The organism is Helicobacter monodelphidis (assembly GCF_003288845.1).
In the GTDB taxonomy this organism is placed as follows: domain Bacteria; phylum Campylobacterota; class Campylobacteria; order Campylobacterales; family Helicobacteraceae; genus NHYN01.
Map to the genome: position 1 here is coordinate 17,522 of NZ_NHYN01000019.1, position 21,962 is coordinate 39,483.

Here is a 21,962-nt window from a genome sequence, read left to right on the forward strand (position 1 = left end):
TCTAGCAAAGAGTATTCCTTTATTTATACTTCATTGAACACTAAATTTCTTGAAAAGCTGATTGTAGCGTAAATAAGTTTAAAAATGCCTATTTTGGTTGAGACGAAAAACAAATACTGAAAATATGTTTATTGTGTTGATATGCATACTGTAATTGAAAGTGGTGAATTTTTAAAATTGTCGCAACAAGACTTAATCCTAAGCCATAACCTTTTTTTTCTTTAAAATCCTCCTCTTGCACAAAGGGATTTAAATAGAATGTAAATTCTTTTTGTAGAGGTTTTCCGACATTAAGAATACTGCAAGTTTTATCTTGAAGGATAATTTCTATTGCTTCATCGGCTTCTTGGTATTTGAGGGCATTATCGATAAGATTTTTTAAGGCAGTGCTTAACCATTGTAAATTACCCGTGATTTGAAAGTCATTTTGTAAATTCAGTTTTACAGATTCCTCATCAGCAAAACTTTGGGATAGAGATTCTAAAAGTAATGTATGCATAGAGAATGTTTCTTGTTTGAGATTTTGAATGCCTTGTAGATATTCAAGCGTTAAAAGATGGTTAGTGAGCGTGTCAAGCCTTAAAAAACATTCTTGAATAATGGGTTTTTGTGGAGTATCCTGCATGATTTCTAGTGCAAGTTTGCCCTTTGTGATGGGGGTGCGCAATTCGTGTCCTGCGTTACGTAATAGCATTTCTTTGCTTTTAAATAATTCTGAGATAGTTTCTGCCATATTATTAAAACTCCTCGCCAATTCTCCTAATTCATTCTTAGAGTGTACTTGAATTCGCGTTTGATAATTTCCATCTTGAAAATTTTTGAGGCTTTTAGTGAGTTGTTTAATGGGGCGCAAAATCATATAAAGCCAAGCGTAAAGGAAAAACATCAAAATAGCTTGCACAATCAATAGAGTGTTAATGAGTGTTTGGTCTGATTCCTCTGTATCAATTCTAGATGCAAGAATAATATCATCTAAGTAACGCAATAAAATTCCATACTCTGTGTTCCGACTCCAAATTGTCATTTCTCCAAAAACGCCATTTTCTTGATGCAGGATAACTGATTTTGCGGGAATAACGCCACCGGTTTTTATAGTATAACCCTCTGCAATTAGCCCATCTTTAACTTTAATAATGTTTCCTTTTATAAGGGAACGATATAATGGCTGAATATCTCTTAGAGTTTCATTGAGGCGCATAGAACGTAAACGTTCGCTTGTAATTCCTTCGCTTTTATAAGAGATAAAAAGTAGAGTTACAGAAGAGAGAATCACTACCCATAAAATTTGCCAAAAAATTGACATTAACTGACCTAAGCAATAAATTTATAACCGATTCCCCAAACAGATTTAATATATTTTGGGGTTTTAACATTATCGCCTAACTTATTTCTTAGATTAGAAATGTGGGTATCAATACTCCTTGAATAATTATTTTCATGGATATTTTCAATTTCATTAATGAGAGTTTCTCTACTGACAGGTTCTCCCCTTTTACGGATAAAAAGCATAAGAATACTAAATTCTGTTGGCGTGAGATTTAAAAGTTTTCCATTTAAAAATACCTCTTGCTTATCTTCGTGAATGCTTAATTCCCCAATCTCAAGAATGTTGGATTCAGTACGATTTCGTTTAAGAAGTGCATGAATGCGTAAAACAAGCTCACGTGGTTCATAGGGTTTGGCAAGGTAGTCATCAGCACCTAGTTCAAATCCTAGAATCTTGTTGCCTAAGTCACCTCTTGCAGAGGAAATAATGATGGGTGTATTGCAAATTTTTCGGATTTCACGGCATAAATCAAGTCCGTCCATTTCAGGTAACATCAAATCAAGCACTAAGATATCGAAAGCTTGTGGATTTTGCCTTAGAATGTTGAGAGTGTGGAGTGGGGAAGCAACAGCTTTGGTTTGAATGTCAAAGCCTTGTAGATAAGTAGAAATAAGTTCTTGTGTTGTTATATCGTCTTCAACAAGTAAGAGTTTAATCATCTTTGTATACTCCAATCATCAATATTTTTTGCGAAGGCTTTGCGTTGTTCTGGGGTTAGAAGATGATGGATTTTTGTAAAAAAGTTCTTTTCGGCCTCTAGACGTTTTCGTTCAATCTGCATAGAAGACTCAATATAATAGGTTGCATCATATTGATTTTCTATAAAGAGATTATGATTTAATGCAGAATTTCTTGCATAATCATCTTGAATAGAGCTATTTTGCAAACGATAGTCGCGGAGAATGTCGCGTAATTTTTTGAATTGCTTTTGGGTAAGTTTAAGGTCTTGTTTCCAATCGTAGATATAGGCTTGTGAATCATATTCAATACTTTCAGTTTCTGGTTTTATAGTGCCTGCAAATAGTAAGGATACAGAACAGCAGAGTAATATAAAAAAAGAACGCACTCAAAAACTCCAAAAGTTAAATTTTATTTAACAAGTAAAACAGGAATGGGCGTTTTCGTAATAAAATCATCTTGATTGGAAGAGAAGATTTTATTAAAAAAAGAATCCGCACTTCTACCAATTACTAATAGATGATGATTTTTTGCCTCTTCTAGCACCATTGAAACAGGTTCTCCTTCTTTAATTAGGGCAGTTGGATTTAAGCCTTTAGAGGTAAAAAATTGTGTGAATTTTTCAAGAACCTCTCTTGCTTTGTCTTCTTCCTTGTTTTCAGCTTCTTCATAGGCTGTAAGCATTGCATCGCCATAGAGGTTAAATTCCGGTTTAATATGGATAAGCGTAAAAGAACAATCACTCATTGTTCCAAAAAAATCGGTGACATACTCAGCAGCTCTTTGACATTCTGGTGTATCATCAATAGCAAAAAGAATCTTTTTCATAATCTCTCCTTCAATTGTGCTATATTCTGTAAGGGGATTTATATTGCACTTTAATGCTGGGTATTCTACAAAAAAATGTTTTCAAAGACAATAAAAAATGTCTTAAATTCTGCAATTAGAGAATGTTGAACTCGTTTCAAGAAAAAATTTAAATCTATAGGGGTAGGTAACATTGGATTGATTTATTTTATTGAAAAGTAACCTTTTGTTCTCTTGAATTGCTAGAATAAAATTCTTATAGAATTTTTTAAGAAAAAAGGGGGTAAAATTTCGACTTCCAAAAAATTATTTATGAAGAGAGGTTTGCTTTATGAAGAGAACTTATCAGCCCCACAACACTCCGCGTAAGCGTACACATGGGTTTCGTGCTAGAATGAAAAGTAAGACAGGAAAAAAAATAATTAATGCACGTCGTCGTTCTGGACGCAAGAGATTAGCCGTATAAGGTGGTTACACTTAAAAAAGGCAAGGAGTTTGAATTTATCTACAAAAGAGGTGCAAAAAAACATGGGTATTTTTTGATACTCTTTTTTTATAGAGGTTCGAATAAAAAGGTGGGTTTTACGGTGTCTAAGAAAGTGGGAGATGCGGTGATAAGAAATAGAGTTCGTCGCCAATTACGCGAGATTTATCGTTTTTATGATTCAAATATCGATGATGGGCAAGTTGTAATTGTTGCAAAATCTTCTATTGTTGGTTCGCATTTTAGCGATATTCAGAGAGAATTTTATATGCTAGGAATGAGATTAGGGTTCTTGCACCAATAAAAAATGTGAACAAAAATGAAGTGATGAAAATCAATTAGGAATTTAAGGAAGTTGAGGTGAAAAAAGATATTAATTCTTTTTTTATAAAATTGTGTCGAGGTTACCAGTTATGGATATCTCCATTGATTGGTGGTTCGAGCTGTAGACATTATCCGACTTGTTCTGAATATTGTATGTGGCTTTTGGGTAGTGCACCGCTTTATTGGACAATATTGCAGAGTTTTTACCGTGTGGTTCGCTGTCACCCTTTCGCAAAGGGGGGTATTGATTACCCCATTGTTTTTCGCCGTTATCCGATATTGAGTCTCCAGCCAAAAAGTGATAAGAGGATAGAGCATAAAATCAAAGTTGTTTTTTGGTTGGTTCCCTTTTCTACACGACAATCTTTTTTTGGTCAACGATTCTATCTTATAAAATCTCAATAAATAAAGGTTATACTGTGCTTGATAAAATCAATAATTTAAGTCCGCAAGTTAGGATGATTTTAGCTGTTGTTGTTTGTCTCCTCTTTTTTATTCCTTATAGCTATTATTTTTCTCCAGCCCCGCAAATTGATACAAATTTAACTAAACCGCTTGACACAATGAAGACAGTTGCTGCAACACCAACAACACCAACAATTTCTCATACAGATTCTAATGCACCTAGTGTTCCTAATGCCCAAACAATCAGTGCTTCTGATATTCTTACTGAGGTTAAATTTAAGGATTATCGTTTAGTGATTGATACAATGGGACGCATTGCACAAGTGTATTTAATTGGTGAGCGATACCGGAATGAGCAAGGGAATGAAGTAGCGATTTTAGATTTAAATAGTCGTGCACGTCCTTTAGAGTTACGTTATAGTAATTCGGAATTTTTAAAAGAAGCATTTTCTCCAGCTAACCCTTATCGATTAGTTTCCTTTCACCAAACTACAGAAGGAGAGCCACAAAGGGTGCTTTTGCAACAGACTCTTAATCAAACAGAGAATCTAGTGATACAAAAGGAAATGATTTTTTATTCTGATGGGCATTATGAAATTCAAATTCAAGGCTTAAAGGATAATGTTAAGACGACTTTGGATTCAGTTATTTTTGTTACTCCCGGTGCACGTCCTGTTGCTGAAAATGATGCCTTTGTTTTTAAAGGTAGCATTATTAAGGAACGAGGTGGCAGTATTGCAACTTTTGAAAATGGCGATGTTAGTGATGAACAACAATTTCAAGCAACAGTGACAGCAAGCGTAGACCGTTATTACAGTACAATTTTATATTTAGCAGGAGCGGAACAAACGACGAGTTCTTTGAATGCAGTAGTTAAAAAAGATACTAACGGTGATCCACTTCCTTTTATCTCTTTTGAGGGGGAAATTTCGCTTGGGGGTTATGTTGGACCTAAAGACTATAAGCTACTTGTGCAAATTGACCCTTTATTGGGTGATGTTGTAGAATATGGAATCATCACTTTCTTTGCAAAGCCTTTATTTTTGCTTTTAGAATGGCTTTATGGAATTTGTGGGAATTGGGGCTGGGCAATTATTTTGTTGACTGTTATTGTGCGACTTGTTCTGTTCCCTTTAACCTATAAAGGGATGATGTCGATGCAAAAATTTAAAGATATTGCACCTAAAATGAAAGAGATTCAGCAAAAATATAAAGAAGATCCGCAAAAAATGCAAACACAAATGATGGAGCTTTATCGTAAACACGGGGCGAATCCTTTGGGCGGTTGTCTACCATTATTGCTACAAATGCCTATTTTCTTTGCAATTTATCGCGTACTTTATAACGCGATTGAATTGAAAGGTGCGGAATGGATTTTATGGATTTCAGATTTGTCTGTGATGGATCCATTTTTTGTATTGCCACTTTTGATGGGAGCTTCAATGTTCTTGCAACAATACATTACGCCAACGAGTTTCACAGACCCAATGCAGGAAAAGGTCTTTAAATATTTGCCTGTTATTTTTACGATATTTTTTATTACTTTCCCTTCAGGCTTAGTGCTGTATTGGTTTGTAAGTAATCTTTTCTCTATTGTTCAGCAATTTATTATTAACAAAATTGTCGAAGCAAGAAAAAAACTTTTACATAAACAAGAAGGATTAGACGATGAAAAAAATTGAAGCAACAAATATTAGTGAGGCACTTGTTAAAGCCTCTGAGATTTTAGGAGTTTCTGTTGCAGAGATTGACTATGAAACAGTGCAAGAACCCTCTAAGGGTTTTTTAGGTTTAGGTAAGAAGAATGCAATAATAATTGCTTCTGTTAAAAAAATACTAAAACATATTGAAGAGAATCCACTTGAAGAGATTGAAAAGCGGACACATCTTGCACGCGGTAATTCCACTTCTGAATCACTAAAGCATTCTTATGAGATGCCAAAAACTTTTTTGGATAAAGAAGGTGATATGAAGCAAAAAGCTCAGGAAGTTAGTCCCTCTTTTCGTAGTTCACAATCTGCTATACAGGAATCTTCAGCAAAGCTGAATCAAAATAATTATGATATGCCACAAGTGCAAGACGGAATTTTTGATAAATTTTTCTCTGATTCTTCTGAACCCTCACAGCAGTGTTCACCTTCTTCATCTACCCAATCCGCAAAAGAAAAAGTGCATATTGAGCCGTATTCATCTTTGTCTAAGCAAGCAACGCAACATGAAGATAAAATGGTTGTGCAAGAGGCTACATATACTTTAAAAGAGAATTCAGGTGAAAGTCGTTTAAAAAATACCCAATCTATTGAGGAAGTTGCAAAGGAAGTGGAACAAGAATTAAAGGAATTATTTGCCTTAACACCTTTTCGAGTGGATACAATTCAGGTGAGTGTTTTTGATTATCAGACATTGTTTATTGAGTTTCAAGGTGAAGATTCTGCACTTTTAATAGGAAAAGAGGGTTATCGCTATAAGGCACTCTCGTATATGTTGTTTAATTGGATTAATGCTAAATATAATTTTATGATTCGTTTAGAAATTGCAGAGTTTTTAAAAAATCAAGAAGAGATGATTCAAAGCTATCTAGTACCTATTGTTGAAAGTATTAGGGAGACAGGAAAGGGGCAGACGCGTCCACTTGATGGAGTTTTGGCACATATTGCATTAAGGCAATTAAGGATAGAATTTCCCAACAAATATGTTTCTTTTCGTAATAATATGGAAGGTGAAAAATATGTGATTGTGAACGAATTTTTGAAGGGCTAAGATGAGGTTTAAACTTGTATGATACAATAGTAGCGATTAGTACCCCATTAGGAATGGGGGCTTTAGCGGTTATTAAAATTAGTGGAGACTTTGCTTTACCTGTTGTGTTGAGGCTTTGTCGTTTAGAGGCTTCACACAGTATTGTTCCGCGTCTTGCAACTTTGAAAACGATTTATGATTCAGCAGGAGATATTCTTGATGAGGCGATTGTAATTTATTTTCAATCTCCGTGCAGTTATACTGCTGAAGATGTGGTAGAAGTTCAGTGTCATGGGGGGAGTTTCATCGTGCAACAGATTCTAGATGAAATTCTTTCTATGCGAGATATACCTATTCGCCTTGCGAAGGCTGGGGAGTTTACCCAACGTGCACTTTTGAATGGACGCATTGATATTACTCAAGCAGAGGCTATTGCACAGATAACACATATTAAAGATATTGCAACACAAAAACTTTTAATGCGTCAATTAAAAGGTGACTTGAGAGAATTTATACAGAAAGAGCGTGAGGAATTAATGGAATTCCTTGCACATTCAGAAGTTGTGATTGATTATGCTGAAGAGGATTTACCCTCTAATATCCTTTCTTCTATTCAGGAAAAAATTGCTGATAAAATCTTTGCAAGTGAACGTATTTTACAAGCTTCTTCTTCATTTGTGCATCATCAAAATGGCTTCCAGGTTGCTTTTGTTGGACGTCCAAATACGGGTAAAAGCTCTCTCTTGAATGCTATGCTTTTAAAGAATCGTGCAATTATTAGTGATGTTCCCGGAACAACTCGTGATAGCATTGAAGAGAGCATGACACTCAATCATCATCATATTCGTTTGGTGGATACAGCAGGAATTCGTCAGAGCGATGATTTAATTGAGCAAGAGGGCGTGAATCGTAGTAAGGATATTTTGCAAAATAGTGATATTATTCTTGCACTATTTGATTCTTCAGAGCCATTACAAGATGAAGATAAGGAAATTTTAGAATTATTGCGACGTATTCCTGCAGAATCTATCGTGATTGTCTTAAATAAAAGCGATTGCGAGGTTTGTATTGATAGAGAAGTTTTTTCGGTATATAAACAAGTTGAAATTAGTGCAAAATATGGAAAGATACAGCCTTTAATTAAGGTTATATCCGAAATTTTAGAGAAGAAAAATTATAGCACAGAGATAATTTTGAGTTCTCATCGTCAGCTTGAGTCTTTCAGAATAATGGCACAAGAGTTAAGAGAGTCGCAAGTTCCCTTGCAAGAAGGTGAGTTAGAGTTGTTTTCATTTCATATTAGGGCTGCAATAGAAGCATTGGAACATATTGTGAAGCCTTTTTGTGTTGATGAATTATTTGATGTAATGTTTTCTCGTTTTTGTTTGGGAAAATGAATTGGGGGAGAAGGGATTTATTGTAAAAATAAGCTATCCCTCACAATCTAGCGTATTTTTCCTATATTTTAAGGAGAAACTACTAAGTGGGGAAATCCTAAGATAATAGGGTTTTAATCTCAAATGAATTCAAAGAGTTCTTTCACAAACTCTTTAAATAACTCTAAAATTATCATTTTAATGATACATTTTAATTTTTTTTCATCTTCTAGCCTCCTCTTTGTACGCTAGTATTTCTTTTTCAAATTTTCGTCTCTCTGCACGATAATTTTTGAAATACTCGTGTTCTGTATTCTCTCTTGCAACCATTCCCAATTTTTCCATTGCTTCACCAAAAGTTAGTAAAGCTCCTTTGTTGTTTTGCGTATGTTGCATGAACGATAAATCATATTGTGGAATCTTTGACATTTTCCTACTCCTTTTTTTTTCTTATTCTATAAAAATGTTTGGATATTTTTAAAGGGTGAAAAGGCATTTTTATGTTTATTTTATGGTAAAAAGTCAATTTTGAAGTTTTGGAGTAAATAAAAATACGAACTATATTTAAAGGGTAACTTTCTTACAAGAGATATGACTAACTCATAGAAAGGAAAGGATACCATTAAAATGAACTTGTAATTATGGTTATGGATATAAACGCGTTTTTAATAATGAATTTTTAAGGAAAATTCAATGGAATTGCAAATATTTGAAAATGGAAAATTAGGAAGCGTTAGGGTTGCAGGAGATAATGAAAATCCTTTGTTTTGTTTAAGCGATGTGTGCAAGGTTTTGGAATTGAGTAGCCCTCATAAAGTTAAAAAAGCGATAGAAATTGAGTTTGGAGAAGGGGGGGAGTTAACTTCCGCCCCTTTATTAACCAATGGCGGTGTTCAACAAGCCACCTTCATCACAGAGCCACAACTCTACTTTGTCCTTATGCGAAGCGACAAACCCAAAGCAAAACCATTTAGGCAATGGGTTGTAGGAGAGATTCTACCCAGTATCCGCAAACACGGAGCATATATGACAAAAAACACAATGGAGCAGATTTTAGAAAATCCAGATTTTACTATCACTTTGATAGAGCAACTCAAAACAGAAAGGCAAGAGAGGCAGAAACTAGAGACAGAAATCAAAGAGAATGCGGGTTATCTAGCCTTTGCTAAAGGTGTTGAATGTTCTCAAAGTAGTGTTAATGTAGGCGTATTCTCAAAAATGCTTGAAAAAAGAGGAATTATCTTTGGAAAAAACAAGCTTTTTGAATGGCTAAGAAATAATAAATACCTAATAAAAAGCAAAGGGAGAGAATATAATTTACCTTATCAAAGGTATATTAAAATGGGTATTTTTGAAATTTCTACCACTCTGATTGAAACCAACAAGGAATCATTCCAAAAAAGCACAACAAAAATCACAGGAAAAGGGCAGATATACCTTGCTGAAAAAATTATCAAAGCGTTGAAAGGAGCTAAAAATGACTAGAAATGAATTCGAAAAAAAACAGAATGAGGCATCAGAAAACTTAATAGAGATAGACATTCTTGCAAGGGAGATTGGGGAATTTTATTTTGAAGGGATTGAAGATTTGGAATCGAGAACACATCTTTACGCTCTTTTAGATTTTTTTAACAAGCGAAAAAGGTTATTAGCTGAAACTGATTTAACTTTCGATAGCCACCTTTTTCAACTCCAAAAAGACGGAATACTAGAAAAAATCATAGATTTTTTAAAACAAAAAAGGAGCAAAAATGACTAAAAATGAATTCGAAAAAGTATGGAATGAGGCATCAGAAAGCTTAAGAGAGATAGTCAGTCTTACAAATGAGAACGAGATTGATGATTTTTATTTTGGGGAGATTGAAGATTTTGCTTTGAGAGCACATACTTACACTATTTTGAGCATTTTAAGAAGGGATACAGAAGGTTTATTAGCTGAAACTGATTTAACTTTCAATAACCACGTTCTTCAACTCCAAAAAGACGGGACACTAGAAAAAATCATAGATTTTTTAGAACAAATAAAGGAGTATAAATGACTAAAAATGAATTCGAAAAAGTATGGAATGAGGCAACAGAAAGCTTTTTGAAAATACTCATTCTTGCAAGTGAGATTGGAGATTTTTATTTTGAAGAGATTGAAGATTTGGAATTGAAAACACATCTTTACGCTCTTTTAGATTTTTTAACAAGCGAAAAAGATTCACTAGGTAAAGCTAATTCATTTTTCTATAGTTACCTTTTTCAACTCCAAAAAGACGGGATACTAGAAAAAATCATAGATTTTTTAAAACAAAAAAGGAGGCAGGATAATGGAAACTAAATGGCTATCCATAAGAGAAACGGCTATTTTATGCAAAGTTTATCCGACAACAATCAGGCAGCACATCAAACGAGGACTTTTACCCGCCACGAAAGTGGGTAAAAGCTATATCATCAAAGAAGACGATTTAGTGCATTTTAGAAAAAGGAATCGTTGGGATAAGGAAAGCTAGATGAAGGAATTTTACACTATCAGAGAAATTTCAGCATACCTAGAAATCCACGAAAAAACGGTTAGGAATTGGATAAGAAAAGGCAAGATAAAGTCATACAAACAAGGCAAGATTCGCATTATTCACAGCAGTGAATTACAAAGAATTTACCATAAAATACAAAAGGAGCAAAAATGAAAACATATGTAGAAATATGCGAACAATACGGCTACAAATTAGCAGGTTTTGCACTGTATGTGCAGGAGGTAAAACAAAAAGAACCTAAAATTTCTAATAAAGAAATAGCAAAAAGATTAGGAATTGATGAGGCAAATTATTATAGGCTAATAAAAAAGCTGAAAGAATTAAATATTTTTTATTTTTTTGAGAATAAAAAACATTGCAAAAATGCAAGTAATCATCTTGCAAAAATGCAAGTTTCAAACATCACACCAGCAAACACAGCCAAAACCCCTCAAACAATCGTAAAATACGATGATACAGAGGTAAAAGCAAAAAATCGCAATAATGTATTATATAATAATAATATATTCAGTAAACTAAACAGTGAACTAGAGTTAACTAATAATACTCAAGAATATCATGAATTAGAGTTAAATAATATTAACAAAGAAAAAGTTAAAAAAGAAAGTTTGTTTGATGAAATACCTTCTAACAACAACTTTTCACCCTTTGAATTACTCTATCATTTTGACTTTGCAGACAAAGATATGAGCAATGCGTGGCAAGAATTTTGCAACCACCGCAAAGAGATTCGCAAAAAACTCACAAAAAGAGGTGCTTTTTTGATTCTCAAACGCCTTAAAGTATGGGAAAATGAGGGCTTTTCACCCTCTGAAACTTTAAGACTTTCAGTGATGAATGGTTGGCAGGGAGTTTTCAAACAAACAAACACCCTTAAACAAAACACTGCCATAAATAGCCCTAAAAGCCACGAAAATCAACAAACAATAGCGAGGTTGATAAATATGTCTAACTTGATAGAAAAAACGCTTTTTGAGCGTTTTAACTATGGTTATATGGATTTTGAGGAAAATAGGGATTGTCCATACTTGATTAATGGAGAAAAAATCTATTGTGTTGATAATTTTCATTACTCAAGCTGGAAAAAACCGCTTTTGTATCTCTTTTTCTTAGAGAGCGACAAAGAGATAGTCAAGCAATTCTATCAAAACCAAGCAAAAGAATCATTCGAAGTGATAGACTGCAAAGAGTTAAGGAGCTAAAATGAACATCAATGCAATTTTTCAAGAACTCATCAACAAAAGCGAAGCAGGTGAGATAGAACGTAGATTAATCAAAGAGGAGCTAAGAAAGCTACCCAATCCATCGCTAAACCGATTCTCTCAACGCATTTTTGGAGATGAGGACAATATCATTTCTTTCAAGATTGACTACAAAGCCATTAGGCATTATGTGCGAAGAGAGCTGAAAGACTATTATGGCGATATGCTAACAAGCCTCAATAATGCGTTATTTATGTGCAAACTAAAGGGCGTAAAAGAGGCGAGAATAGAATATGGCGGCATTGTAATGCTTGAGAGTGATGAGCTAAAAAACATTCTCAAAAGTGGTTGGAATGAGGATTTACTCATAGAAATTGTAAGGAATAAGACAGATGACAAAAAGAATCCGTATTTGTCAAGATGAGCAGAGTTTAGGTCAATTACTCATCTCTTTGCAAAAATCAGTCTTTAGCATAGAAGAAAGGCTACAGATTATCGAAAATAGGCTAGATAAGGCGGTTTGTGAGGTAACTATCAAAGAAGCAGCAATCCTAAAAGGCGTCAGTGGCAGTGCCATTTACCAAAAGCTTTGGAGAACAAAAGGGATAGAACCACAAAAAGATTTTTTCAAACGCGGAAGAAAGTATTATATTCGTGCGAGTGCATTAAGTTTATTGTGAAGGAAAAAAAATGTTACACGAAAAGATGAGAGCAATTTTCAAAGAAGGTCGATACAAGGAGCTTTACAATGAAGTCAAAAAAGGCGAGATTATCTGCTTGAGCGTGATTGATGGCAAAGATGAATTTCTCATCCTCTCTTACAAAGACAGGCTATATGTTCGTTTAGGCGGTATTCATAATGGCATTGAAATTCCAATTTCAATCAGCGAAGATGACTTTGTGAAAAGTTGCTCATATTACAAAGTTGCATGGTTTGGTGGAGGCAAGGAGAATGAGGATTTAGAAGGAATGCCAGATTGCTACAAAAAAGATTTAAAGGATTGATATGTTTGAGATTAACGGTATAGCGAGGATTACGCATAATTTGGAGCTAAAAACATTACCTAGTGGAAAAAGTATGTTGAATTTGCAATTAGCGAGCAACAAGAAACGTAAAGATGATAACGGAAATAGCATTGAAGAGGCTTGTTTCTTAGAATGCACAGCATTTGGCGCTCACGCAGATACAATCTTTCATTATCTGAAAAAGGGCAGTCCTATTTTTGTGCGAGGAGAGCTTAAGCTAGAACAATGGAATGATATTGAAGGACAAAAAAGGCAAAAGCATAAGATGATTTTAAGCTCATTTGAGTTTGTGCCAAAAACAACAGAGGCGCAAAGCGATAAAAAAGAGGTGCAAAAACATCAAGTCCCTAATGTGAGGATTGAATATGATGAGGAAGACATCCCATTTTAAGCAAGAAAGGAGCGGAAAAATGCTAGAATCAAAGAGCCTACAGCCTCCTTTTACAAAGGTAGGTTTGATGAAAAAATACAAACATGTGTATGCTAGAAATGGCATTATATATATCGCAGGAACGATTCAAGGAGTGCGTTATAGAAAATCCACAGGAAAGGTGGCAAACGCCTTGAATATGAGATGGTGCGATGAAAATTGGCAGAATGTTTTGCAGGACATACTCGCAAATGAAGGTATGGAAAAGGTTGCAAAAGCAAAGGTAGAGATTGAACGTAGAGGTTCTTTAACATTGGAGAGATATGCCGAAAAAATGTTTGAGATTTGGCAGACAGTGTGCAAAAAAAGCACACTGGATATGAGAAAAAGAGTCTTTAGGACATATGTCATGGGTAAAATCGGGGATTTGAAAATCAATGAAATTGATTACTCTGTTTGCAGAGACTTCATCCATTCTCTCAAAGACAAAAATGGGAATGCGCTGGGTGCAGCGATGGTAAAGAATGTCAAAATATTGCTCAACCTATTTCTTAACGAGGCGGTGAGAGAGAAAATCATTGCAGAAAATCCGATGAAAGCGGTTAGAACGATGAAAGTGATACGCAAATCTGTAGAGCCATTCACAGAGCGAGAAATGAGCTTGATGATTGAAAGTTGTGAAAATAGCCTTGAGAGGGCATTTATCGTAACCGCATTTTTCACAGGAATGCGGACAGGTGAGCTACTTGCTTTGCAATGGGATTGCGTGGATTTTACCAACAAAACGATTCTTGTCAAGTCATCTGTTTACAAAGGCGAGTTAAGCACGACAAAAACAGGCAAAGAAAGGCAGATTGATATGCTTCCGATTGTGGAAAGTGCTTTGAAAAGGCTTAAGGAAGAATCAAATAGCGATTTTTGCTTTTGCACCAAATATGGAAAAATGTTAAGTGGCACAGGTTCTATTCGCCGATTGTGGTGCAAGATTTTACAAGATAGTGGCATTGCTTATCGCAATGTTTATCAGACAAGGCATACTTTTGCAAGTTTGATGATAAGCAAAGGTGAAAATGTAATGTGGGTGCAGAGAATGCTTGGACATTCAGATTTGCGGGTTACATTTTCTCATTATGCGAAGTATGTCCCGACTTCAAATACGCAAAAGGCGTCTTTTGTGAGTGAGAGTTTTGGGAATGTGTTGAGTTGCTTTGAAGTGGATTCAGAGAAAAACCACGCAAAAAACATTCTGTGTTGAAAAAAACACAGGATTGGCACAAAAATGGCACAAGCGGAGTTTAGCTTCTTAGAAAAGGCATAGATAGGGGTTTGTGGGAATAGGATAGATTTGAGATTCTGCATTATTCTTAGAATCTAGCTTTCTTTACTCTGCTCCTAAGAGCGATATTACTTATAGAAATTTTGCTCTATCTGTTAAAGAGAGATTAAAGATGAGGTTTTTTAGGAATCTTATTTTTACAATTATCGCTTTTTTCTTTTATTTTTGCGTTTTTGGTAGAGTTCTAAAAAATCTCGATGCATGTAGAATAAAAAGGCAATATAAAGAACGATGATTGCTCCCGCACCAAAATACATAGGTTCCATAGAATTTTCCTTGATTAAGGTAGAGTTTTTTTACTAATGCAAAGTACTAAGCCAATCGCAATACAATTTGCAATAAGAGAGCTTCCGCCATAACTATAGAAAGGTACGGCAATTCCTTTGATGGGGGTTAAACCAGAAATTCCATAGGCATTAATCAAGAAGGAGAATCCAAGCATTAAGCCTATACCTATACAAAAGAGGTATGAAACTTGACTTTGACTACGATTTGCAATGCGGAATATGCGATAAATAATAGCTAGAAATAGAATGACACATAAGATTAATCCAAACAAACCTACTTCTTCAGCAATTCCCGCTAATACAATATCAGTATGCACTTCACTTAAAAAGCCAAGCTTAATAAGTCCATTACCTAAACCTTCACCAAAGAATCCGCCATTTTGAATTGCATTTAAAGAATGCTGAATTTGATAGGGTTCAGGAAGATTTTCTACTCTAAGAGGAGCAGCAAACCATTCAGGTAAAATTGAGAGGATAAATTTTTGCGAGATTGCCCACCATTGTTTAATGCGCAAGATACGATGGTCACTACTCACAATCAAGATAAATACAGCAAAAATTGCACCAAAAAGCAAAGAGAAAAAGAGCTTAAAGCTCCCACCCGCACAAAGCAGCATTAGGACAAATGTGATTCCTAAAAGAAAGATTTGTCCTAAATCATTCTGTAAAATTGCAATTAAAAAGCCTAGAATAATCAATAAAATACCATAGGGAAGAAAGATTCTGAATTCTTCTTTAAACTCCTTTATTGAATCTGTTTCATCATATTTGCGTGCAAAACTCCATGCTAAAAAAAAGATGAAACCAATTTTAAAAAATTCTACAGGGGAGAGAGAAAAAAAGGGAAAGCGAATCCATCTTTTTGCACCTCCTGCACTTGTTGCGAGGCTTTCAGGGAGAAAATGCATTACAAGCATTAAAACCATACAAACAAAAAAGAGTAAGAAACCTATATTCTTAACAAGGCTATCTGGATTTCCGCGTGAAATAAGCCACATTAAGGTAATTCCAATAATGCCAGAAATAAGTTGGCGTATAAAAAAATGAAACTGTCCGTATTCAAAATATAAAATTGTGTATGCAGATAAAGAATAAGATGCAAGAATGCCGATTAATATGGCGGTTGAGGTAAGTACAAAAAGAGTTCTGTCAATCAATATGTTATCCCTTAATTTTTATTGTTTTGGAAGTGTAATTTTAATAAAAAATAGCTTGTATAGAGTTTTGATTCTATGGATTTTAATAGAATTGTGTAAAATTTTTAAGTATTATACCTAAATAGCCGAAAATATGCTAAAATTTTATGGGTATACTCTGAAATGCACATTTTGAAGGACAAAAGAGTCATACAAATTCTCTTTTAAATATCCTCTAAGGATTTCTTTTGATGGAGGTCTTTGAGGTAATTTTTCAAAAAAATTGAAAAATTATTGTTTTTTAAATCTAAAAAGAGCAAAAGTGGAACTATTCTTGCTTTGATCTGTTGTATTAGAGATTTGCAAGAAAAGGACTTTAAAATGATTAGTAAAGCAGAGAGTATCTTTAGCTACTCTAAAGCTAGAGAAGTAGCATATAAGGCACTTGATTATCGTTCCTTAAGACAGGACTTGATAGCAAGTAATATCGCGAATGTTGATACACCGATGTATCGCCCTAAAGATGTGAATTTTGAGCAAGTGTTAGCAAAGAAGGCACACGAACTGCTTAACTATGCACCTAACAAGAAGCTAATGCTAGGGAAGGCTGATGGTCGTCATCTTGATCCGACAGGTCCAAGAGATGACAAGAGCACAATATTCTATCGCGATGGACACTTAGCAAGAAACGATGGTAACAGCGTGGATCTTGATGTAGAAACCAGCGAGATGGGAAAGAACTCTGTAATGTATCAAGCCATTGTAGGGTCTCTAAAGAAGCATGGTGGGATTTACTCCTATGCAATTGAATCAAGCCGTTCTTTATAAGGGTAGGAGGTAGAGTATGTCTTTTATGTCTAGTTTTGATATTAGTGGCTATGGTTTGTCTTCACAACGTGTAAGACTTAATATGATTTCAAGTAACATTGCAAATGCAAACACAACAAGGACAGATGAGGGTGGACCTTATCGTCGTAAAGATGTTATTTTTAAAGCGTTTGATTTTGATAAAGTCTTGAATGAGAAGTTAGGTAAGGATAACAATCTACTCAAATATGAAGATCCTCTTGATGAAGATGAGTGGGGGCAAGAGCCTAAGCCAGCAATTATGAGTGTGTATATTGATAAGATTGTGCGAGATGATACAGAACCTAGAATGAAGTATGAGCCACATCATCCAGATGCAAATAGTGAGGGTTATGTGGCTTATCCAAACATTAATCCGGTTGTTGAAATGTCTAATCTTATTGAAACTACAAGAGCTTATCAAGCGAATGTTGCAGCATTTCAGAGTGCAAAAAATATTAGCAGTACAGCATTGACTATGTTCCAAGCGTAGTGGTTTCAGGCTAGTTACAGGTTAAAGTTTCTATAATATCGTTAATGATTTTAAAAAGAGTGACGATATAGAAAATGAGGCTTTTAGGATTTAAGAAGGCTTATAAAAAATGACAAGGAGTCTATTATGGCGGATATTAATAAATTTGGTCAGATAGCACCATTTAATCCAATTACACCCGTTACGCCTATTGGTGGAGCAGCTCCGCAAAGGTTTCCCATCAATGACGCTCCTCTTGATAAAAGTTTTGCGAGCGTTCTTAAGCAAGCTGTTGATGAAGTGAATACAAAGCAACAACAGAGTGAACAGGCGTTGGCGGATGTTGCTACTGGTCAGGTTAAGGATCTCCATCAAGCAGCAATTGCGATTGGTAAGGCGGAAAATAGTATGAAATTGATGCTCGAAGTTCGTAATAAAGCAATCAGTGCATACAAAGAGATTTTAAGGACCCAGATATAGTTATTATTGCTTATGGAGGGTTCTAGTGTACGCATAGGCAAAGTAGTTGTTCTATACGCTCTTTTGCTGGTGTGCTTTTTGTTGTTTATTGCTTCCTTAATCTATGTGAATTATAGTGAGAGGAAGCTTCCTGCATTGCGAAGCTTTCGCATCGAGAGTGCGATTCGTGGATCTATCTATAGTAGCGATGGTTTTATGCTTGCGTCAAGCAAGAAACTTTACAAGGCGATAGTGAACACTTATAATATTGATCCCCAAAAAGAAGAATTATTCGTTAATCTCTTTTCTATTTACTCTAAAATCCCTAGAACACAAATCCGAGAAAGACTTAAGAAAAAAGGTAATGTTGTTTTGTCTTATAATCTAGATTCTAAGACGGCGGCGAATTTGAAACAACTTGTTTATACCTTGAATCTTTACAATGTTTTTCGTGAGTATGAAGATAATCAAGGACGTGTTTTTAAGTATGGATTGTCTATCTTAGAGAGTGGAGAAAAAAGAGACTATTTGTATGAGAATTCCATGGAGCCATTAATTGGTTATGTTCGCAAAACAGAGGAAGCAAAAATAACGAAGGTAAGCGGGGTTAAGGGTATAGAAGGTTCTTATAATGGTGAACTTGAACCTCTAGCGAATGGTAGAATGGAGGGAGCGAGGGACATTGGTTTTAATTTAATTTTGAATCGTGAAGCTTTTTATCGCGAACGTAGCGATGGCTATAGCTTATCATTAAGTGTCCCTTTAAAGCTACAAAAAAAGATTGAGCGGCTTTTAGATGAGGAGAATCAAAGAATCGGTGCAAAGGAAGTGATAGCAGGGATTATGGATGCAGAAAGTGGTAAGATCCTTGCCTTAGCAACAACAAAGCGATTTGATCCAAATAATATCACACAAGATATTTATTCTCATCTGAATGTTTCAGCTGTTGAATACGCCTTTGAACCAGGTAGTATTGTGAAACCCCTTATTTATGCGATTCTCTTAGAAAATAACTTACTTGACTTTAAAGAACGATTTCCTTTGTATGGTGGACGCTATCGCATTGGAGATTCTGTTATCACAGATACACATAGTATGAAAGAGGCAAATGCAGAAGATATTATGATATTTTCTAGTAATATCGGTATGGCACAAATTGCACAGAAACTTTCGCCTATACAGTATTATGATGGATTAAAGCATATTGGTTTTTCAGAATTAAGTGGCATTGATTTACCTTATGAGCAAGTGGGCAAGATTCCAACTCCAGCAATGTTCAATAATCAGCTTTATAAGGCAACAGTGGCTTATGGGTATGGTTTGCAAAGCACTTTTATTCAAATGTTAAAAGCTTATAATATTATTACCAACAATGGCTTAACGCATTCTCCTTATATTGCGGAATTTCTCATTGATTCTAATGATTTACAATATCCAATTAAACATCCAGAACCGATTCAGGTGATTCGCAAGGAAAATGCAATTATTTTGCAAGATATGTTGATTAAAACAGTACAAAAAGGAACGGGTAGAGGTGCAGCTGTGAACGGTGTTGTTGTGGGCGGTAAAACAGGAACTGCTCATATTGCTGAGAATGGACGTTATGTAAATCGTTATAATAGCTCTTTTTTTGGTTTTGCAGCTGACCCAATTTCTCGCTATACAATCGGCGTTGTTGTTTTAGAGCCTAATACGCAGGAGGCTTATTTTTCCGCACGAACCGCAGTTCCTGTGTATAAAAAAATTGTTGAGTTATTGATGAGTGAGCGCTATTTGCACGCATCTTCTGTATCACCCTAATAGATATAAATAATGCTTTTATGGTAACAAAAGTGAATAATGGTAACATTTTAAATAAAAAGAAACTTTTTAAAACATAAACAAGGGATTTTTAGCTAAAATATGGTAGGGTTATAGGCGAGATAATCTTACAAAGGAGTTTCTTATTATGGAAAATTTTCACACTCTTGTTATGCGGATTCTTGCGACACCCCCTATGGCAAATTTTGCTGGTGTTGTGCATGGGGGCGAATTACTAAAGATTCTTGATCAGGTTGCTTACGCTTGTGCAGCCCGTTTTTGTGGTCATTATGCTGTTACTTTATCTGTTGATCAAGTTTTGTTTAGGCAACCTATTAAAGTTGGTAGCCTGATGAATTTTATCGCTTCTGTGAATTTTACGGGTAAAACTTCTATGGAGATTGGAATTAAAGTTGTTGCAGAAGATGTACAAAAACGTTTTAGTGTGCATACAAATACTTGTTTAATAACAATGGTTGCAAAAGATTCAGATGGAAAGCCATGCCCCATTCCGCAATTAGAGCCACAAACTGATGAAGAGAAAAGACGTTTTGAAGAGGGGAGAATCAGGAGAGAACAACGTTTGGCGAAGAAACAATAGCTTTTGTTTGGTTGTAAGCAAATATCTTTGAAAAGTTTTGTTTTTATGTTTTGTGTGAGATGTGTATTATGAAGGAATAAATAGTGTAGAGTTTATTATGGCGTTGCTAAGGGAGTAGAAATGAAATTTATGTCATTTTAAGGGTTGAATACATAGAGATATGATAAAAAATTGTTGAATCTTTCAAATGTATTTTATAATTTATTTTTTAGTTAAAAATAAAAAATTTGAGGAATATCAAGCAATGAAGAGTAAATTAAAAGCAGTTATTCAACTTAGTCAAGTTCCCGAAGATACAACGGGCAAAGATTTGGAATTGATGACGAGATCTAATCTTACTTTCAATGAAGCGATGGCAAGTCGCATTTTAAAGGAGAGAATATGGCAACATTTATGGAAAAAGATGTGCTTTTAGAGTATGCAAACATTGGGTATCTTACAATGAATTTGGAAGATACTCCAGAAATAGAACAGGATTTAAAGGAAGTGGGTTTGCTATGGAATGAGATATTAATGACTAATCCAGAAGATATTGATTACCAAGCTATGCTTGAAAGAATTAGAGTTATAAGAGTAAAATATGAACAGCAATGAACTTGAAAGAATATGGAAAAAAGAAATTATTAATAAAACCATTGCTACCCCACATCAACAAAACCCTAAAGGTTTTGTATTAGGGGGGCAACCCGGAGCGGGTAAATCTGCTTTGATTCAAAAGGTAAAGGAACAATTGCAAGGAAATGTTGTTGTGATTAATGCTGATGATTTACTAAAGGGCAAGAAAAGGGTTTAGATTTACAAAAGAGATACATACGAAGCGATGGCAGTCGCATTTTAAAGGAGAGAATATGGCAACATTTATGGAAAAAGATGTGCTTTTAGAATATGCACATATTGGGCATCTTACAATGAATTTGGAATATACGACAGAAATAGAACAGGATTTAAGAAATATGCACTTGTTATGGGATGAAATAATAATGACTAATCCAGAAGATATTGATTACCAAGCTATGCTTGAAAGAATTAGAGCTATAAGAGTAAAATATGAACAGCAATGAGTTTGAAAGAATATGGGAACAGGAAATTGGCAGTGCAAACCCTTTAGTTACCCCACATCAACAAAACCCTAAAGGTTTTGTATTAGGGGGGCAACCAGGAGCGGGTAAATCTGCTTTGATTCAAAAGGTAAAGGAACAATTACAAGGAAATGTTGTTGTGATTAATGCTGATGATTTACTAAAGGGCAAGAAAAAGGTTTAGATTTACAAAAGAGATACATACGAAGCGATGGCAAGTCGCATTTTAAAGGAGAGAATATGCAAAAATATCCAGAAGTGTATAGCTTAGAAGAAAGTTTAGCGATATTGGATAAATATAAAGGTCAAATTACACAAGATCAGTATGAACAAAATGTATCCATTATAGGAAACCATGCTATAGAAGATATATTTCTCAATGAGAGCGATATAATCTCTCTTATAGAAATGGACACCGAGAATTTAACAGCAGATGAAATGATACAAAGATTAAGAGATAAAGGTGAATTATGAGTTACTTTGAAGAATTAATTACTCATAATAAGCTGGGAATATCTGATTTAGTAGAATTTGAAAAGGTTGCTAGAAAGTATACTTCTCTAAGAATGAAAGATCTGAATCAAGAATCTATTCAAGGCAACTTTGACTACCAACACTTGAAAGATATTCACAAATATATCTTTCAAGATATTTTTACTTGGGCAGGAAAAGATCGGTTTGAGTTAAAG

General features: G+C 34.8%; 36 protein-coding genes and 1 pseudogene. 30 read left to right on the forward strand and 7 right to left on the reverse strand.

Annotated features, from left to right (window positions below):
• Positions 1-88: 88 nt before the first annotated feature.
• Genes CCZ01_RS07845 through CCZ01_RS07860 form a run of 4 tightly spaced genes read right to left on the reverse strand, consistent with a single transcriptional unit; the run spans position 89 to position 2,833 of the window.
• Positions 89-1,303: a HAMP domain-containing protein gene (locus CCZ01_RS07845; protein WP_112052667.1), complete on the reverse strand. Its 1,215-nt coding sequence runs from the start codon at positions 1,301-1,303 to the stop codon at positions 89-91.
• Between the two features lie 8 nt (positions 1,304-1,311).
• Positions 1,312-1,986, reverse strand: a complete 675-nt coding sequence (locus CCZ01_RS07850; protein WP_112052668.1) for a response regulator transcription factor — start codon at positions 1,984-1,986, stop codon at positions 1,312-1,314.
• A complete protein-coding gene (locus CCZ01_RS07855) occupies positions 1,983-2,393 on the reverse strand; it encodes a Spy/CpxP family protein refolding chaperone (RefSeq protein ID WP_112052669.1) in 411 nt (136 codons plus the stop codon). The genes CCZ01_RS07850 and CCZ01_RS07855 overlap by 4 nt, the downstream gene beginning before the upstream one ends.
• Positions 2,394-2,416: 23 nt before the next feature.
• The gene (locus CCZ01_RS07860; RefSeq protein WP_112052670.1) at positions 2,417-2,833 is read right to left on the reverse strand and encodes a universal stress protein; all 417 of its coding nucleotides are present in this window, start codon (positions 2,831-2,833) and stop codon (positions 2,417-2,419) included.
• A 310-nt stretch (positions 2,834-3,143) separates the two neighbouring features.
• Here CCZ01_RS07860 and rpmH point away from each other — a divergent pair, with 310 nt between their 5' ends.
• Genes rpmH through mnmE form a run of 6 tightly spaced genes read left to right on the forward strand, consistent with a single transcriptional unit; the run spans position 3,144 to position 8,161 of the window.
• Positions 3,144-3,278, forward strand: coding sequence for a 50S ribosomal protein L34 (rpmH, locus tag CCZ01_RS07865; protein ID WP_112052671.1), 135 nt, complete (start codon positions 3,144-3,146; stop codon positions 3,276-3,278).
• 1 nt (position 3,279) lies between these two features.
• Positions 3,280-3,600: a ribonuclease P protein component gene (gene rnpA / locus CCZ01_RS07870; protein ID WP_112052672.1), complete on the forward strand. Its 321-nt coding sequence runs from the start codon at positions 3,280-3,282 to the stop codon at positions 3,598-3,600.
• A 56-nt stretch (positions 3,601-3,656) separates the two neighbouring features.
• Positions 3,657-4,025, forward strand: a complete 369-nt coding sequence (gene yidD / locus CCZ01_RS07875) for a membrane protein insertion efficiency factor YidD (RefSeq protein WP_112052673.1) — start codon at positions 3,657-3,659, stop codon at positions 4,023-4,025.
• Between the two features lie 14 nt (positions 4,026-4,039).
• On the forward strand, positions 4,040-5,707 hold the full coding sequence (gene yidC / locus CCZ01_RS07880) for a membrane protein insertase YidC (protein ID WP_112052674.1): 1,668 nt from the start codon (positions 4,040-4,042) through the stop codon (positions 5,705-5,707).
• A complete protein-coding gene (locus tag CCZ01_RS07885) occupies positions 5,694-6,785 on the forward strand; it encodes a Jag N-terminal domain-containing protein (protein ID WP_112052675.1) in 1,092 nt (363 codons plus the stop codon). Before yidC ends, CCZ01_RS07885 begins: the two co-directional genes overlap by 14 nt.
• A 14-nt stretch (positions 6,786-6,799) precedes the next feature.
• Entirely contained in the window at positions 6,800-8,161 is a 1,362-nt protein-coding gene (gene mnmE, locus CCZ01_RS07890; RefSeq protein WP_112052676.1) for a tRNA uridine-5-carboxymethylaminomethyl(34) synthesis GTPase MnmE, read from the forward strand.
• Positions 8,162-8,362: 201 nt separating this feature from the next.
• Here mnmE and CCZ01_RS07895 read toward each other — a convergent pair whose 3' ends face one another.
• Positions 8,363-8,569, reverse strand: coding sequence for a hypothetical protein (locus tag CCZ01_RS07895; protein WP_112052677.1), 207 nt, complete (start codon positions 8,567-8,569; stop codon positions 8,363-8,365).
• 264 nt (positions 8,570-8,833) lie between these two features.
• Between CCZ01_RS07895 and CCZ01_RS07900 the strand changes: the two genes are divergently transcribed.
• The 12 genes from CCZ01_RS07900 to CCZ01_RS07955 are packed head-to-tail and all read left to right on the forward strand — an operon-like array spanning position 8,834 to position 14,512.
• The gene (locus CCZ01_RS07900) at positions 8,834-9,625 is read left to right on the forward strand and encodes a phage antirepressor (RefSeq protein WP_112052678.1); all 792 of its coding nucleotides are present in this window, start codon (positions 8,834-8,836) and stop codon (positions 9,623-9,625) included.
• Positions 9,618-9,899: a hypothetical protein gene (locus CCZ01_RS07905; protein WP_112052679.1), complete on the forward strand. Its 282-nt coding sequence runs from the start codon at positions 9,618-9,620 to the stop codon at positions 9,897-9,899. Before CCZ01_RS07900 ends, CCZ01_RS07905 begins: the two co-directional genes overlap by 8 nt.
• On the forward strand, positions 9,892-10,179 hold the full coding sequence (locus CCZ01_RS07910; RefSeq protein ID WP_112052680.1) for a hypothetical protein: 288 nt from the start codon (positions 9,892-9,894) through the stop codon (positions 10,177-10,179). The genes CCZ01_RS07905 and CCZ01_RS07910 overlap by 8 nt, the downstream gene beginning before the upstream one ends.
• A complete protein-coding gene (locus CCZ01_RS07915) occupies positions 10,176-10,463 on the forward strand; it encodes a hypothetical protein (RefSeq protein ID WP_112052681.1) in 288 nt (95 codons plus the stop codon). The genes CCZ01_RS07910 and CCZ01_RS07915 overlap by 4 nt, the downstream gene beginning before the upstream one ends.
• Positions 10,453-10,635, forward strand: a complete 183-nt coding sequence (locus CCZ01_RS07920; RefSeq protein ID WP_112052682.1) for a helix-turn-helix domain-containing protein — start codon at positions 10,453-10,455, stop codon at positions 10,633-10,635. The genes CCZ01_RS07915 and CCZ01_RS07920 overlap by 11 nt, the downstream gene beginning before the upstream one ends.
• Positions 10,636-10,812, forward strand: coding sequence for a helix-turn-helix domain-containing protein (locus CCZ01_RS07925; RefSeq protein ID WP_112052683.1), 177 nt, complete (start codon positions 10,636-10,638; stop codon positions 10,810-10,812).
• The gene (locus CCZ01_RS07930) at positions 10,809-11,861 is read left to right on the forward strand and encodes a winged helix-turn-helix domain-containing protein (protein WP_112052684.1); all 1,053 of its coding nucleotides are present in this window, start codon (positions 10,809-10,811) and stop codon (positions 11,859-11,861) included. Before CCZ01_RS07925 ends, CCZ01_RS07930 begins: the two co-directional genes overlap by 4 nt.
• Before the next feature lies 1 nt (position 11,862).
• A complete protein-coding gene (locus CCZ01_RS07935) occupies positions 11,863-12,285 on the forward strand; it encodes a hypothetical protein (RefSeq protein ID WP_112052685.1) in 423 nt (140 codons plus the stop codon).
• On the forward strand, positions 12,254-12,541 hold the full coding sequence (locus CCZ01_RS07940; RefSeq protein WP_112052686.1) for a hypothetical protein: 288 nt from the start codon (positions 12,254-12,256) through the stop codon (positions 12,539-12,541). The genes CCZ01_RS07935 and CCZ01_RS07940 overlap by 32 nt, the downstream gene beginning before the upstream one ends.
• A 10-nt stretch (positions 12,542-12,551) precedes the next feature.
• Positions 12,552-12,866, forward strand: coding sequence for a hypothetical protein (locus CCZ01_RS07945; RefSeq protein ID WP_112052687.1), 315 nt, complete (start codon positions 12,552-12,554; stop codon positions 12,864-12,866).
• Position 12,867: 1 nt separating this feature from the next.
• Positions 12,868-13,278, forward strand: a complete 411-nt coding sequence (locus CCZ01_RS07950; protein ID WP_112052688.1) for a single-stranded DNA-binding protein — start codon at positions 12,868-12,870, stop codon at positions 13,276-13,278.
• Complete coding sequence (locus CCZ01_RS07955; RefSeq protein WP_112052689.1) at positions 13,253-14,512, forward strand: tyrosine-type recombinase/integrase; 1,260 nt, start codon at positions 13,253-13,255, stop codon at positions 14,510-14,512. Before CCZ01_RS07950 ends, CCZ01_RS07955 begins: the two co-directional genes overlap by 26 nt.
• 224 nt (positions 14,513-14,736) lie before the next feature.
• Here CCZ01_RS07955 and CCZ01_RS10860 read toward each other — a convergent pair whose 3' ends face one another.
• Both CCZ01_RS10860 and CCZ01_RS07960 read right to left on the reverse strand, forming a co-directional pair.
• Positions 14,737-14,859 (reverse strand): hypothetical protein, encoded by a 123-nt coding sequence (locus tag CCZ01_RS10860; protein WP_258437073.1) that lies wholly within the window; start codon positions 14,857-14,859, stop codon positions 14,737-14,739.
• Positions 14,860-14,873: 14 nt separating this feature from the next.
• A complete protein-coding gene (locus CCZ01_RS07960) occupies positions 14,874-16,040 on the reverse strand; it encodes an FtsW/RodA/SpoVE family cell cycle protein (RefSeq protein WP_181566371.1) in 1,167 nt (388 codons plus the stop codon).
• A 357-nt stretch (positions 16,041-16,397) separates the two neighbouring features.
• Between CCZ01_RS07960 and flgB the strand changes: the two genes are divergently transcribed.
• The 12 genes and pseudogenes from flgB to CCZ01_RS10465 all read left to right on the forward strand — a co-directional run.
• On the forward strand, positions 16,398-16,844 hold the full coding sequence (gene flgB / locus CCZ01_RS07965; protein ID WP_112052691.1) for a flagellar basal body rod protein FlgB: 447 nt from the start codon (positions 16,398-16,400) through the stop codon (positions 16,842-16,844).
• A 16-nt stretch (positions 16,845-16,860) separates the two neighbouring features.
• Complete coding sequence (flgC, locus tag CCZ01_RS07970; protein WP_112052692.1) at positions 16,861-17,355, forward strand: flagellar basal body rod protein FlgC; 495 nt, start codon at positions 16,861-16,863, stop codon at positions 17,353-17,355.
• A gap of 126 nt (positions 17,356-17,481) precedes the next feature.
• The gene (fliE, locus tag CCZ01_RS11015; RefSeq protein WP_112052693.1) at positions 17,482-17,814 is read left to right on the forward strand and encodes a flagellar hook-basal body complex protein FliE; all 333 of its coding nucleotides are present in this window, start codon (positions 17,482-17,484) and stop codon (positions 17,812-17,814) included.
• Positions 17,815-17,949: 135 nt separating this feature from the next.
• Positions 17,950-19,593, forward strand: a complete 1,644-nt coding sequence (locus CCZ01_RS07980; protein ID WP_258437076.1) for a peptidoglycan D,D-transpeptidase FtsI family protein — start codon at positions 17,950-17,952, stop codon at positions 19,591-19,593.
• Positions 19,594-19,741: 148 nt separating this feature from the next.
• On the forward strand, positions 19,742-20,194 hold the full coding sequence (locus CCZ01_RS07985) for an acyl-CoA thioesterase (protein WP_112052695.1): 453 nt from the start codon (positions 19,742-19,744) through the stop codon (positions 20,192-20,194).
• A gap of 244 nt (positions 20,195-20,438) precedes the next feature.
• Positions 20,439-20,609 carry a hypothetical protein gene (locus CCZ01_RS07990; protein WP_181566370.1) on the forward strand — a complete coding sequence of 57 codons (171 nt, stop codon included), beginning with the start codon at positions 20,439-20,441 and terminating at the stop codon, positions 20,607-20,609.
• Positions 20,576-20,788 (forward strand): hypothetical protein, encoded by a 213-nt coding sequence (locus tag CCZ01_RS07995; protein ID WP_112052697.1) that lies wholly within the window; start codon positions 20,576-20,578, stop codon positions 20,786-20,788. The genes CCZ01_RS07990 and CCZ01_RS07995 overlap by 34 nt, the downstream gene beginning before the upstream one ends.
• Positions 20,775-20,987, forward strand: a complete 213-nt coding sequence (locus CCZ01_RS08000; RefSeq protein WP_112052698.1) for a zeta toxin family protein — start codon at positions 20,775-20,777, stop codon at positions 20,985-20,987. The genes CCZ01_RS07995 and CCZ01_RS08000 overlap by 14 nt, the downstream gene beginning before the upstream one ends.
• Positions 20,988-21,042: 55 nt before the next feature.
• Positions 21,043-21,255, forward strand: coding sequence for a hypothetical protein (locus tag CCZ01_RS08005; protein WP_112052699.1), 213 nt, complete (start codon positions 21,043-21,045; stop codon positions 21,253-21,255).
• Positions 21,242-21,457 carry a zeta toxin family protein gene (locus CCZ01_RS08010; protein ID WP_112052700.1) on the forward strand — a complete coding sequence of 72 codons (216 nt, stop codon included), beginning with the start codon at positions 21,242-21,244 and terminating at the stop codon, positions 21,455-21,457. The genes CCZ01_RS08005 and CCZ01_RS08010 overlap by 14 nt, the downstream gene beginning before the upstream one ends.
• 56 nt (positions 21,458-21,513) lie before the next feature.
• On the forward strand, positions 21,514-21,747 hold the full coding sequence (locus CCZ01_RS08015) for a hypothetical protein (RefSeq protein WP_112052701.1): 234 nt from the start codon (positions 21,514-21,516) through the stop codon (positions 21,745-21,747).
• Positions 21,744-21,962: pseudogene (locus CCZ01_RS10465) on the forward strand (Fic/DOC family protein); the annotation flags it as partial. The gene CCZ01_RS08015 and the pseudogene CCZ01_RS10465, both read left to right, overlap by 4 nt.